This window comes from Corynebacterium glyciniphilum AJ 3170 (genome assembly GCF_007673095.1).
In the GTDB taxonomy this organism is placed as follows: Bacteria; Actinomycetota; Actinomycetes; order Mycobacteriales; family Mycobacteriaceae; genus Corynebacterium.
This window is the reverse complement of record NZ_VDYZ01000010.1, coordinates 88633-101280: the sequence shown is the minus strand read 5'-3', so window position 1 is coordinate 101280 and position 12648 is coordinate 88633. Positions and strand designations below refer to the sequence as shown.

Sequence of the window (12648 nt, the reverse complement as noted above, 5' to 3'; positions counted from 1 at the left end):
ATGGTTGCCTACCCCTGTCAGTGCTAGGCAACCTCAGGCCAGCTGACCCCAGACCACGCACATCAGGGCTCTGGTTACCCTTGTCGCCTCCCACGATGCTGGGACACATGAGAAACACAGAGACATTACACCCACCCATCCCGTCCCCCACCGAACGCTTCACTGCCGCGCAGAAGATCGCGATGGTCGTCCTGCTGACCGCCAACTTCACCCTCGCGGTGGACTTCTCGATCCTGAATGTGGCTCTGCCGCACATCGGCTCTGAGCTCGGTTTCGCCACGGCGTCCCTGCAGTGGATCGTCACCGCCTTCGCCCTGTGTGCCGCCGGGTTCACCCTGTTCTTCGGCCGCGTGGCCGATCTCTTCGGTCGCAAGAAGCTGTTTATGATCGGTATCGTCCTGCTCGGGCTATCCTCGCTCGCCGGCGGACTGGCCACCGAGCCCGTCCTGCTGCTCGCCGCCCGCGTCGGTCAGGGTATCGCCAGTGCCATGGTCATTCCCGCCGCATTGTCGCTGATGACCACCATGTTCCCGGAAGGACCCGCCCGGTCCAAGGCGCTCGGCCTCAACGGAGCGCTCATGGCTGCCGGTTTCACCGCAGGTTCCGTCCTCGGTGGCCTGCTCACCGGTGCGGTGTCCTGGCGCTGGGCCTTCTTCATCAACGTCGTCGTTGCCGTCGCCGTGATCATCATCGCCCCCTTCGTCCTGCGCGAGCCGGCGTCCGACGCCCGCCCGAAGCTCGACGTCCCCGGCGCGATCACCATCACACTGGCTCTTGTCGCCCTGGTCTTCGGTATCGACACCGCCGGTCACCAGGGGTGGACGCACCCGGGTACCTGGGGCCCGATCGTCGCCGCCGTCGTTCTGATCGCCGTGTTCCTGTCGATCGAAGGACGCGTCACGGAGCCTCTCGTGGCGCCTTCCCTGCTCAAGCGGTCCAACATCGGTTGGGGCAACACCGCCGGGCTCCTCGCCTTCGGTACGTTCACGTCGCTGGTCTTCCTGCTGACCCTGTACCTGCAGCAGATCCTCGGCTACAGCGCGATCGCTGCGGGACTGATCCTCGGTGTTCTCGGTATCGGTACCGTCATCGGTGGTCTCATTGCCCCAAGGATCATCGGTAAGACCAACCCGAAGACCGCGATTGTCATTGGTCTTCTCGTCCAGGCTGCCGCGACCGCCCCTCTGGCGTTCGCCGAGGAGAGCCACGGCTGGCTGACCCCCCTGTTGATCCTCACGTTCCTCGGTGGTGTGGCGAACCTGGTGGCTATCGTCGGCTACACCGTGACCTCCACCGCAGGTGTGCCGGCCCACCAGCAGGGGCTGGCAACGGGGTTGGTGACCATGAGTCAGCAGGTCGGTATCGCCCTGGGCACCCCAGTCATGTCAGCCATCGCCACAGGTATGGTCGCAGCAACCCTGCTGCCCGGTTTGCAGCTGGCGATCGGTGTCAACGCCGCCATCGCGCTGGTTGCGGCGATACTGCTCGGCGCGTTCCTGCATCTGCCTAAGGAGAAGGAGTCGTCCGAAGCAGCTCCGGAGGCCGTACCGCTGGCTGCTTGACGCCGCAGCACGACAGCACCAACCACGATCCACACTGAACAGGCCGTGACGGCGGGATAGATCTCGTCGTCGCGGCCTTCTCGGACGGAATACGCTCTCATCTCGCTCTTGCTTCCTGCCGTGCAGCGCCGTCGATGAACCCCCGGTACACCGCGGGAAGATTCGAAGGCAGCGCGTCCACCCCGAACCATCGCACGTCCTTGTGCTCCGAACTGGGTGTCGGTGCCTCTGCAGTATCCAGTCGGGTTGCGAGGCAGACCAGAGTCACCTGGCGCCCCGGCACCGGGGAGAAAAGTTCGGCACCGACGAGTACGGGATCATTATCAAGAACGATTCCTGACTCCTCCAGCACCTCCCGAGCCGCGGTATCCGCCAGGGTCACGTCCTGCTTATCCGGCCACCCACCAGGCAACTCCCACTCCCCTCTGCCATTAAGTCCGAGCAAGACCTTCCCACCTGCGTTCCCAGCGGCGAGGACCACCACTTTCACCGAACTCGGAACCGCGTAAAACCCTGTTCCCTCCTCGATCATGAACCAGATCCTCCCCTCATTCGCTTCACTTACACTGGTTCCACGCTACAAGTTTCTCCGGGTTACGCACCGCCCACGCCGCGGGAGGCGACAATAGGCCGGTCTTGCGTTAAGCGACCGTTTCAGGGATTCCTAGTCCATCGACGCTACGATACGCTGGACGAAGTTGTTCACCCAGGCCACCGCTTCCTCGACAACCGGGAGAACATCGAGACCATCAGTGGCTTCGATATACAGTGTGTCCCACCGAGTACCAGGCGTGATGATGGGTGGCCATGCCTGCTGGCGGCGATAGTCGAAGAGCCGCGAACACGTCCCTGCCACCTGAGCGAGATCGAGGTCTTCACCCTTGTCGAGAAGTTGGAGATCGACGAGATCGTGCGCCCGCTCGCTTCCTACACTCGAAACGGCGTGGAGCTTCTGCGCGACCTGATGGTCAGATCGCATGACAGCCACGGGCTTCGGCGCTTCGAGCCCGACCTCCATGAAGAGTTGGACTAGATCCGGGGAGAGTTGGTACTCGGGCTCGTCAGCGTCACCGATCTCATTATGACCCAGCTCGAACTTCACGGTGCACCATGGCCGTCCCCGATAGTCGATCTTCACTTCGAAAGGCTGCATGACATACGCCCTAGGCACCGCCGGTGGACGGGGTGGCGACTTCTCGACCAGCCTTCCGGTAAACCCTGACCACCCAACAGAAAGAGCGTCCTCAAAGTCGCTGCGGAATCTCGCAATCGGCTGGACTCTCGCGGCATCGAGGTCTTGAGTGAACCGCGTACCTCGCCCGTAGCGCAACGCCATCGCGCTGCCACCCTTGATCGCTCCGTCGGGCAGCATCTGGCCAACGACGACCAGTGCCATTCCGACACGACGCCGCAGTGCGAGCCCGTCACTACCCTCCACGTTGCGGATGCGCTGCTCAAGAGAACGCACGCTTGTCGGCATGGCAGTGTAATTCACGGTCGAACCCCTTTCTTCACCTGCTGCCACTCGGTGGTGGTCAACAGCCCTTCGCCACGTGCTTGCCTGGCAGCGTCCAGAAGACGCTCGGTCCCGATGCGACCTCGACATTCGAGGATAGCGTCCACAACCGGCTGAGCCCGCAGCCCCTCATAGAATGTCGTGCGCTCCTCGTTCGTCACCCGTGTCATCTCGACGAACGGCGGCAGTGTGGGACGGGCACGGCGGCGGACAGCTACCTTGATCCGCCGTGGATTGACGTCTGCGAGACCGAACAACGCGAGCGTGGATTCACCATGCAAATAAGCCCCCTCACCGACCCGCAGGAGCGCTTCAGCGAACTGGTCGTAGGCCGTCGGCGGAATATCCGGCACGCGGTAGAGACCGTAAGCGACGTTTTCCAGGCCGCCGCGTGCGGCAAGCTTGGGCAGTTCCACAGCGGGCACCCCAGCTTGGGTCGCTTCACGAGTTGTGACATACCCGTAGTGATCGAGTGCAATCTCCCGCACGATCTCCCGGTACTTCGCGTCGGCATTCATGTCACAACTATACCGAAAACGGTAGTGTTGTGACACAGCCGGTCAGCGGCTGGTGCTGTACTACATCGAATTGCAGTACACCATGTCCAAGCGGTTCGTCCGCATCACTCACCGTGGTTCCACGCTACAAGTTTCTCCGGGTTACGCACCGCCCACGCTTCAACGACCCGTCCGCCGTCGACCAGCAGGCTGACCACCGCGACCACCCGACCCTCATGCGATGCCACCAGCCCAGGTTGCCCGTTGACCTGGTCCTCCACGATCACCAGTCCGGGCTGCCTCGTCAAAGCCCCGACGAAGAACTTCGCCGCATCCTGCGCTCCACGCAACGGTGCAATCGACGCCGACACCACTCCACCGCCATCGGTCACCGCCGTCACCTGTGGATCCAATATCTGGACCAGACCGGCCACATCCCCCGCACTCCAGGCCCGGCGGAACGATCGCACGATCCGCGAATGCTCCTCCGCATCTGCCGCCACCGTGGAACCTACCCGCTCACGCCGCACACGCCGACGTGCCGATGTGGCCAGCTGCCGGCATGCCGCCGGAGAGCGATCCACCACCTCGGAAACCTCCGGGAAGGTGAACCCGAAGACATCATGGAGGATAAACACCACCCGCTCGGCCGGAGTCATTGTCCCCAGAACCACCATCAACGCCATGGACACGGACTCGGACTGGACCAGCTGGACCGCCGGATCCTCCCCATCTGCGCGCCCGGGTATATCGTTCCACGGCACATCCCCAGGTACGGGTTCTGGAAGCCACTCCCCGACGTAGGTCTCCCGGCGCGCCCGGGCACTGGTCAGCATGTCCAGCCCGATACGTCCCGCGGTCTTGATCAGCCACGCCCGCGGTGAACGAACCTCCTGGCGCTGATGCGGACTCATCCGGTACCAGCGGACGTAGGTTTCCTGTACCGCATCCTCGGCATCAGACAACGTCCCGAGCAGTCGGTACGACAACCCCAACAGGACGCCACGGTCTGCCTCCGGGTTCCCGGTGCTCGTCGCCTCGTCCCGCATCCTTTGTCCTTCCACCTCGACACACAGTGATCTCACTGTAGAGACGACGTAGCCGGTAATAGCGTGAGGCGCCTCACGGAAAGAGACGCTGTCTCGTCTCATCACCACGGTAGGCGCGACAACGTGCCGACCATCACCGCTCAGAGAAAGGAAGCACACCATGTCCGCGACGTTCGTCAATATCATTGACCTCATCGATGCAGTCCCGGAGAAACAGCAGGAGGTCGTCGATCTTCTCGTCGAGGGTACCGAGAAGGTCATCTCCAAGCGCCCGGGTTTCATATCCTCGAAAATCCTGGCCAGTGTCGACAGGTCACGTGTCCTCAACATAGCCACCTGGGAAGATGCTGAGGCTGCGTCCCAGACCCAGGCGGAACCCGCTGCGGCGCGCTACGCGCAGAGGGTTGCGGCGCTGGCGACTGCGAGGCCGGGTCTGTTTACCGTCGCCGCCGAATTCCCGGACGCATGACGATGGCAATAACGCTTCTGACCGGTGCGGTCGTCGGGGTGACCGTAGCAGCGAACATCTTCATCGCGGCGGCCGACCTCCTGCGTGCACGCTTCGTCCTGGAAAACTCGGCGGAGGTGAACGTGCCCGCCAAGTGGCTGCCCACCCTTGCGGTGTTGAAGGGATCTGGTGGTGTGGGTCTGTCGCTGTGGTTTTTCGATGTGCCCGTGGTGCCGACCGTCGCTGCCGCCGGACTGGTGTGCTTCTTCCTCGGGGCGAACCTGGCGCATCTGCGGGCGCGGGTGTTCCACACCATCGCCTTCCCCGGCTTCTACCTTGCCCTGGCCGCCAGTTCACTCTCCCTCATCGTTCTGGATGCCTGAGAAAGGCGTCGAGGCCGAACTCGAATCGGCAGTCGAATGGATCGTTCAGGATGATGTCCCCCACCTCTGCCATCGCAGGGTAGCCCCCGGAATGGATCACCTCCAGGACGTCCTTATGCTCCTGGGCGGGGAGCCCCTGCTCCTCCTGGACGAGGCCGAGAAGGAAGTAGTGGAGGCCCCAGAATGTCCGCACGGCACTTTCATTGTCGGCACCGGACTCCAACAGCGCCCCGATGATCGCATTCCCCACCCGTAACGTGTTCCTCTCCACGGCGACAGTGCCGGCGACCAGGCGTGCTCCGTCACGATGGGAGAGCAGCGCCGTCCGGTAGCGACGAAGGATCTCTTTCACCCTGACCACCGGGTCACCGGTCATGCCGTCGAGGGAGAGCGAGCCGAGGATCGCATCTGCCATGAGTTCGCGTAACCGGGCTTTCGTCTTCACCTGGTACGAGACCGTGTTGAGGTGCACGCCCAGGCGCCGCGCCACTTCACGCAGGGTGAGTACCTCCAGTCCCGCCTCATCGAGCAGCTCGAATGCGGCGGTGACCACGTCTCCACGCACCCGTCGTTCAGTCGCCATAGTGTTCTTCCCCGTTTCATGCCGCGTTCTCGACCCTGTTGACCTGCCGCCCATGTAAGCCTACAGTAACTCCTTGGTCGCTGACCAAGAAATTTATCCGGTCGCACGCGTCCTGGACGCCACTGGAATGGAGATGAGAATGGCCCGCTTCGGGAAAGAGAACCGGCGTCAGATGATGTCGCTGACGGTGGTGAGACGAACCAGGATGTCCGAGCACCTGGTCAGAGTGACCGTCGGAGGCGATGCCCTCGAAGGCTTCTCTTACAAAGGCGGTGACCAGTGCTTCCGTCTGTTCTTCCCTCGCCCCGGACAGACTGAGCTACGCATGCCCACGTTCGCCAACAACGGTTGGGCTGCGCAGTACTTCCTGATGTCCAAGGACGTACGGCCCTACGTCCGGAATTACTCGGTCCGCGCTTTCCACTCCGAGTCGAATGAACTCGACGTGGACTTCGTCGTCCACGGTGACGGGCCCGCCTCCGTGTGGGCGCAACAGGCAGAACCCGGCAGCCCGGTGGGGATGTTCGACGAAGGCCGCAGGTACCAGCCGCGCGAGGATGCGGAGTGGCAACTTCTGGTCGCCGACGGAAGTGGCTTACCCGCCGCTCTCGCCATCGCCGAGGAGACACCCTCGTCCCTTCCCACCCGTCTCATCGTCGAGGTCCCGACGCCGGACGACATCCTGGGAACGACATTCGGCCCTCATGTTTCCGCGACATGGCTCGCGAGCTCTGACGGCGACGGCGGGGTGCCAGGTGAGCTGGCCCGCGCCGCAGCTTTGGCCACGCCACCGCCCGGCGGTCCTGGCACCGTCTTCGTGGCTGGAGAGAACTCGCTGGCGACAGGCACACGACGTGGGCTCGTTGCGGCAGGCGTACCGAAGTCGGCGATTTCGTTCTACGGTTACTGGAAGGTCGGACGCTCCTCGCCCAGCTGATCGTTCTGGCCGACATCGTGTGCTGGTCGCCGACGTGGTCTCAGCACCGTTATTCTGGTGAGATGACTGATACCCCGGACCCCGACTTCTGTCTCCCCCTGCCACGCCACGGGGGCGACGAGTTCGCCGAGGATCTGGACGCACGGGTCGGATCGCACATCAAGCAGGCAGAGCAGGCGATGATGACGGCGAAGACTGCCGCCCTGCGTCCCCTCGGACTGACAGTGCCCCAGTACGCCGTTCTGATGTCGCTGCATTATGTACCGGGACAGTCCTCCGCCCAGCTCGCCCGCGTCGCCGCGGTGACACCGCAGACGATGGGGACGATCCTGGACAAACTGGAGAAGCGCGGCCTGGTCGAGCGCACCCCGTCCACCATCCACCGTCGGGTGCTGGTCACCACCCTCACCCGGGACGGTGCCGAGCTCGTCCTCCGCGCCGACGACCTCGCCCGCGGCATCGAGGAACGGCTCGGCCAGGCTTTCAGCACCTCCGAACGCAGGCAGCTACGCGCTCTGCTGCAGCGGGCGACGTCCACGCTGCGCGGTGAGGCTCCGGAGGTGCATCCGCATGGCTGATTTCAAGGATGAACTGTCACCCGAGCTCGTCACTCGCCTGGCCGACGCATTCACGGCTGTCTCGGAATCCTTCGACGGTGCCAACTTCCAGCAACGAGCGGTATCCGGACTCGACGGTCTCGAACTGAAAGCCCGGGTTACCTGGATCGCCCGAGCACTCGCAGAGTCGCTACCGACGCCACCCGATGACGCCGCCCAACTGATTCGGCACGTGGTCGACAACGACAACCGGACCGGGACGGGGAACCTGCAGGGCTGGGCGTCCATGGCCGTCAACGAGTACATTTCCGCGGCCATGCTCGACCGTCCTGACATCGCTCTACCCCTCTTGGGCACTCTGACGTCCCTCTACACGGCGGAGTTCGCGATCCGTCCGTTCATCGACGCGCACTACGACACGACGATGGAGCAGTTGCGGGCGTGGACCACCAGCGCTGACGAGCATGTCCGGCGGCTCGTTTCCGAGGGGTCACGGCCACGGCTCCCGTGGGGGCGCCGTCTCCACCGGTTCATCGTCGACCCCAGCGATTCTCTGGCGCTCCTGGAACCGCTGATCAACGACGACTCACTCTACGTCCGGCGCTCGGTCGCGAACCACCTCAACGACATCAGCAAGGACCACCCCGGGCTCGTCCTCGACACCGCCCGAAGGTGGGCCGGAGAGTCCACCCAGGGTGACTTCGTGGTGCGCCACGGCCTGCGCACACTGATCAAACGAGGCGACCCCGGGGCTCTCGCCATTCTCGGCTTCGACCACGACGCGCCGATCGAGCTCACGGAACTGACCTGCAGTCCGTCGACGGTCTCCATCGGGGAAACGACGACGATCTCTTTCACGCTGCACGCATCCACTCCCGCTAGGGCTGCGATCGACTACCTGGTGCACTACCAGGGTGCGCACGGCGCGAAAGCGGGCAAGGTGTTCAAACTGACGGTACGGGACCTCCCGGCCGGTGAGCCCGTGAGCTTCTCGCGGCGCCATGCATTCAAACACGTCTCGATCAGGACCATCCGGCCCGGTCCGCACCTCATCGAGATCCAGGCCAATGGGCGGATTCTCGGCGCGACGACGGTTGAGGTCACCGACGCTTCCGAGGGATAGCCTCCGCTCCACTCAGCACCGTGAACCGCCTGCACCCCGGAGAATGTCCTCCTCCGGGGGCCAGGACCCATGCCGCATAGCGACAGGGAATCGATGGTCGGGACATCTCGACGGGTGACGTGAGCCAGGTGCCAGGATCGGTCGGCGCAGAGCCTCCAGACCGACCGTTTCTGGCACCTCAGTTACATCACTTCGTGATTATTCATGCCTTCTATAGCTATGTCACACGCACCACTGTGTGATCTACCTCGCGTTTTCCTCCCAATGTTGGGACTGACACTTTTCATGAGGTAAGTTTTAGTCGTAAAGCGAACGAACGTGCGCACAGCGAACGATCGTCGCGGAAGACGTTGAGACCAGAGGACACATGAATGAGTGGACAGATCCCAACTAGACGAAAAACACGAACCAGCAGCACAGCACGTACCAGCATCGCAGCCCTCACGATGATCGGAGCGCTTGCTCTGACGTCCTGCAGCGCCGATGACGAATCAGAGGGCTCATCCTCCGGCGGCGGTGCACCGCTGAACCTCGTCGTCCCCTTCGATCCCGGCGGATCCGCGGACGGGACCGCCCGCCAGCTCGCCGTCTACGCCCAGGAGACCTGCGGGAGGGACGTGATCATCCGTAACGAGACCGGTGGTTCCGGCACCGTCGGCTTCCAGTCCGTCGCGTCCTCCGCCGCCGACGGCAACACCATCGGCGTGGCGTCCATCGAACTGTCGATCCTGCCGCACCTGGGCGTCTCCGAGATCGGCCCCGACGATGTCCGCGGCATCATGCAGTACAGCGAACAACCCATCGCCTACGGCGTGCCGCCGGACTCCGACATCGAGGACATCGACGAGCTGCTGACCACCGACGAGGACGTCACCATGGCGACCTCCGGCACCGGCTCGATCTACCACATGGGCTTCGCCGGCCTCGCCCAGGAGGCCGACCAGCCCAACATCCGCAACGTCCCCTACGGCGGTGCCGCCGGCGCGCTCCAGGCCGTGATGGGCGGCGAGACCCGGGCCGTCTCCGTCGGTGCCGCGGAGATCGCCCCCTTCATCGAGGGCGGGCAGCTGCGCGCCCTGGCGATCGCCGGCGAAGACAGGCTGGACGACTTCCTCCCCGGCGTCCCCACCCTCGGGGAAGCGGGCATGGACTGGACGAGTTTCGCCATCCTCGGGCTCTTCGCACCTGCGGGTACCCCGGATGACGCAGTCGACGAACTCAACCGTTGCTTCAACGAGGCACGCGAGACCGAAGGATTCTCCAGCTACATGGACAACCTGGGATTCACCCAGGAGTACAAGAACGCCGCCGACTTCGACTCCTTCCTCTCCGAGGAATACGACCGGTACCAGACGGTCGTCGAGGACGCTGGACTGGGAGGCAACTGATGTCATCACCTACAGACACACCCACCGGCACCGGAGCGCCCACGCAGGACGGTTCGCTGCTCGGCGACCGCATCATTGCCGCGATCGTCATCGTGCTGGGAGCGGTCATCCTCTTCCTGGCATTCGGTTTCCCCTCCCCAGGGCAGCCGGAGGATCCGGGAACCGCAGCGCTGCCACGTCTGATCGGCGGGGCACTGGTCATCCTGGGAATAATGCTCCTGTTCAACAGCGAGAAGAACATCTTCCTGCCGGAACCGGGGACACGCACACGGACCGGGCTGATCATCGTCGCAGGGATCGCCTACGCATTCGCGCTGACGCCCCTGGGGTTCATGCTCTCCTCCCTGATCTTCATGGTGCTCGCCCTGCTGATCATGGGCATCCGGAGCATCCTGCGACTCGTCCTCGTCCCGATCATCGTCTCGGTCGCCGTCTACTACCTGTTCACCGACGCCCTGGGGGTCTACCTGCCCTCCGGCATCATTGAGGGGATTCTGCCATGAGTAATTGGATGGACGGCCTGAGCGCCGTCGCAGACGTCCAGGTCGTGATCATGCTGGTCCTGGGTGTCCTGATCGGCATGGTGGTGGGTGCCCTGCCCGGCATCTCCGCCACCGTCGGAGTGGCCCTGCTGCTCCCCTTCACCTTCGCCCTGGAACCGCTGGCCGGCATGATGCTCCTGCTCGGTATCTACGGTGGTGCCGTATACGCCGGGTCGATCCCGGCGATCCTGATCCGGACGCCAGGAACACCGGCGTCGGCAGCGACGGTCGCCGACGGACACGCCATGACGCTGGCAGGAAAGGGTGTGCAGGCGCTGAAGATCTCGGTCCTGGCGTCCTGCATCGGTGGCTTCATCGGCGTGCTGCTCCTCGCCTTCTTCTCCCCCGTGATCGCCGACTTCGCCCTGGGCTTCGGCTCCTCGGCGAACTTCATGCTGGCCCTGTTCGCCCTCACCATCATCGCCTCCATCTCAGAGGGCAGGATGGTCAAGGGCCTCATCGCCGGTTTCCTGGGCCTCGGCATCGCCATGATCGGCCTGGACACGATCCAGGGCTTCCCGCGCCTGACCTTCGGCAACGCCGACCTGATCTCGGGAATCTCCTTCATCCCCCTGATGATCGGCCTCTTCGCCGTGTCCGAGGCCTTCCTCCAGGTCGAACGGCTGGCGAAGTTGAACCTCAAGATGAAGCCGGAGAAGTTCCGCGCCTCTCCGTCCTGGTTCCGCAAGCTCATGCCGTCGAGCCTCCTGGGTTCCGCCATCGGATTCATCATCGGGATCATCCCCGGCGTCGGCGGTGACATCAGCTCTTTCGTCGCCTACAACGAATCCAAGCGGGCATCCAAGGACAAGTCCCGGTACGGCAAGGGCGACCCGCGTGGTATCGCCGCCGCAGAGTCCTCGAAGAACGCCGGCACCGCCGGCGCCCTGGTCCCCACACTGACCCTCGGCATCCCCGGCGACGTGACCTCCGCGGTGCTCATCGGCGCGCTGACCGTACACGGTCTGCAGCCGGGACCGACCCTCTTCTCCGGTAGCCCCGACCTGATCTACGGCCTGTTCATCGGCTTCGCCCTCGTCTATCTCGTCCTGCTGATCCTGGGATGGTTCGGCACGAGCTTCTGGGTGAAACTCATCGAGTCCGTCCCACCACGCCTGCTCTGGCCGTCGGTGATCGTCCTGGCCGTCGTGGGGTCCTACGCCATGCGCTCCAGCATCTTCGACGTGCTGGTGATGTTCCTGGCGGCGATCCTGGGCTACATCATGGTCAAGGGCGGCTTCCCGCTGGCCCCGCTGATCATCGGCGTGATCCTCGGGCCGATCGCCGAGAGCGGTTTCCGGCGTGCCATGATCATCAACGACGGCAGCTTCCGGTGGATGCTTGAACCCATCCCGCTGGTTCTCGGCATCCTGACCCTGGCCTCGATCGGCTTCGCCATCTGGCAGGCCGTCCGGCGCCCCAAGCTGATCGAGAAGGCCGAGCAGGCCAGCCCGAACACCACAGGTGCCACCGACACCGATGCCGACAGCACCACAGGCACCACCGGCACCACCGGCACCACCGACACCGACGCGGCACCCGCCGAAGAACAGGAAGGCACCCGATGACCAGAGAAACCAGGACGATCATAACTGGTGTGGACGCCAGCCAGACCGCCCTCAACGCCGCAGAGAAGGCAGCCGAGCTGGCTGAAGGCCTCGGTGCGGAACTCCACGTCTTCTCCGCGTACAGCATCAGCACCGCAGACACCCTCCAGTCCTTCAAGACCAAGGACCTCGGGATCTCCACCTCCGTGGCCTACCAGAACCTGACGGAAGGACAGGCCCGGGCGGCTGACCAGGTCGCCGATGCTGTCGCCGCCGTCCTCCGCGAGGCGCACCCGGACCTGACGATCGAGGCCTCCGCGGAGGAAGGGACGCCCGCCGAGGTTCTCCTTCACCAGGCCCGGAGATTGAAGGCCGACACCATCGTGGTGGGCAACAAGCACGTCCAGGGGATCTCCCGGATCCTCGGCAGCGTCGCCCGGAAGGTCGCGGCCGAGGCCAGCTGCGACCTCTACATCGTCAACACCACCCACCGCTGACGCTCGCCGCCACTCCGGG

15 protein-coding genes are annotated in these 12648 nt (G+C 64.1%); 10 read left to right on the top strand and 5 right to left on the bottom strand.

Translation table 11 applies throughout. The annotated features are described in order from the left end of the window. Window positions 1-107: 107 nt before the first annotated feature. Window positions 108-1562: an MFS transporter gene (locus FS507_RS11100; RefSeq protein WP_145942848.1), complete on the top strand. Its 1455-nt coding sequence runs from the start codon at window positions 108-110 to the stop codon at window positions 1560-1562. Window positions 1563-1659: 97 nt separating this feature from the next. On the opposite strand, the gene FS507_RS11095 is transcribed toward FS507_RS11100, so the two are convergent. The 4 genes from FS507_RS11095 to sigJ form a co-directional block, all read right to left on the bottom strand. After that, entirely contained in the window at window positions 1660-2094 is a 435-nt protein-coding gene (locus FS507_RS11095) for an NUDIX hydrolase (RefSeq protein WP_145942847.1), read from the bottom strand. Window positions 2095-2226: 132 nt separating this feature from the next. After that, the gene (locus FS507_RS11090) at window positions 2227-3057 is read right to left on the bottom strand and encodes a nucleotidyl transferase AbiEii/AbiGii toxin family protein (RefSeq protein WP_222121415.1); all 831 of its coding nucleotides are present in this window, start codon (window positions 3055-3057) and stop codon (window positions 2227-2229) included. Continuing rightward, complete coding sequence (locus tag FS507_RS11085; RefSeq protein ID WP_145942846.1) at window positions 3054-3596, bottom strand: type IV toxin-antitoxin system AbiEi family antitoxin domain-containing protein; 543 nt, start codon at window positions 3594-3596, stop codon at window positions 3054-3056. Before FS507_RS11085 ends, FS507_RS11090 begins: the two co-directional genes overlap by 4 nt. Window positions 3597-3700: 104 nt before the next feature. Beyond that, a complete protein-coding gene (sigJ, locus tag FS507_RS11080) occupies window positions 3701-4624 on the bottom strand; it encodes an RNA polymerase sigma factor SigJ (RefSeq protein WP_145942845.1) in 924 nt (307 codons plus the stop codon). 160 nt (window positions 4625-4784) lie between these two features. On the opposite strand from sigJ, the gene FS507_RS11075 reads away from it, so the two are divergent. Continuing rightward, on the top strand, window positions 4785-5093 hold the full coding sequence (locus tag FS507_RS11075) for an antibiotic biosynthesis monooxygenase (protein WP_145942844.1): 309 nt from the start codon (window positions 4785-4787) through the stop codon (window positions 5091-5093). Window positions 5094-5095: 2 nt separating this feature from the next. Continuing rightward, the gene (locus FS507_RS11070) at window positions 5096-5455 is read left to right on the top strand and encodes a DoxX family protein (RefSeq protein WP_222121414.1); all 360 of its coding nucleotides are present in this window, start codon (window positions 5096-5098) and stop codon (window positions 5453-5455) included. On the opposite strand, the gene FS507_RS11065 is transcribed toward FS507_RS11070, so the two are convergent. Continuing rightward, window positions 5436-6038 carry a TetR/AcrR family transcriptional regulator C-terminal domain-containing protein gene (locus tag FS507_RS11065; protein WP_145942842.1) on the bottom strand — a complete coding sequence of 201 codons (603 nt, stop codon included), beginning with the start codon at window positions 6036-6038 and terminating at the stop codon, window positions 5436-5438. The genes FS507_RS11070 and FS507_RS11065 overlap by 20 nt on opposite strands. A gap of 73 nt (window positions 6039-6111) precedes the next feature. On the opposite strand from FS507_RS11065, the gene FS507_RS11060 reads away from it, so the two are divergent. From FS507_RS11060 to FS507_RS11030, 7 genes are all read left to right on the top strand, one after another. Further along, entirely contained in the window at window positions 6112-6975 is an 864-nt protein-coding gene (locus FS507_RS11060; RefSeq protein WP_222121413.1) for a siderophore-interacting protein, read from the top strand. Between the two features lie 62 nt (window positions 6976-7037). Next, window positions 7038-7553: a MarR family winged helix-turn-helix transcriptional regulator gene (locus tag FS507_RS11055; protein ID WP_145942841.1), complete on the top strand. Its 516-nt coding sequence runs from the start codon at window positions 7038-7040 to the stop codon at window positions 7551-7553. Next, window positions 7546-8655 carry a DNA alkylation repair protein gene (locus FS507_RS11050; protein WP_145942840.1) on the top strand — a complete coding sequence of 370 codons (1110 nt, stop codon included), beginning with the start codon at window positions 7546-7548 and terminating at the stop codon, window positions 8653-8655. Before FS507_RS11055 ends, FS507_RS11050 begins: the two co-directional genes overlap by 8 nt. 371 nt (window positions 8656-9026) lie before the next feature. Next, window positions 9027-10043, top strand: coding sequence for a tripartite tricarboxylate transporter substrate binding protein (locus tag FS507_RS11045; protein WP_145942839.1), 1017 nt, complete (start codon window positions 9027-9029; stop codon window positions 10041-10043). Continuing rightward, the gene (locus FS507_RS11040; protein ID WP_145942838.1) at window positions 10043-10546 is read left to right on the top strand and encodes a tripartite tricarboxylate transporter TctB family protein; all 504 of its coding nucleotides are present in this window, start codon (window positions 10043-10045) and stop codon (window positions 10544-10546) included. Before FS507_RS11045 ends, FS507_RS11040 begins: the two co-directional genes overlap by 1 nt. Then, entirely contained in the window at window positions 10543-12153 is a 1611-nt protein-coding gene (locus FS507_RS11035) for a tripartite tricarboxylate transporter permease (RefSeq protein ID WP_145942837.1), read from the top strand. Before FS507_RS11040 ends, FS507_RS11035 begins: the two co-directional genes overlap by 4 nt. Next, window positions 12150-12629: a universal stress protein gene (locus tag FS507_RS11030; protein WP_145942836.1), complete on the top strand. Its 480-nt coding sequence runs from the start codon at window positions 12150-12152 to the stop codon at window positions 12627-12629. The genes FS507_RS11035 and FS507_RS11030 overlap by 4 nt, the downstream gene beginning before the upstream one ends. The last annotated feature ends 19 nt before the right edge of the window (window positions 12630-12648 follow it).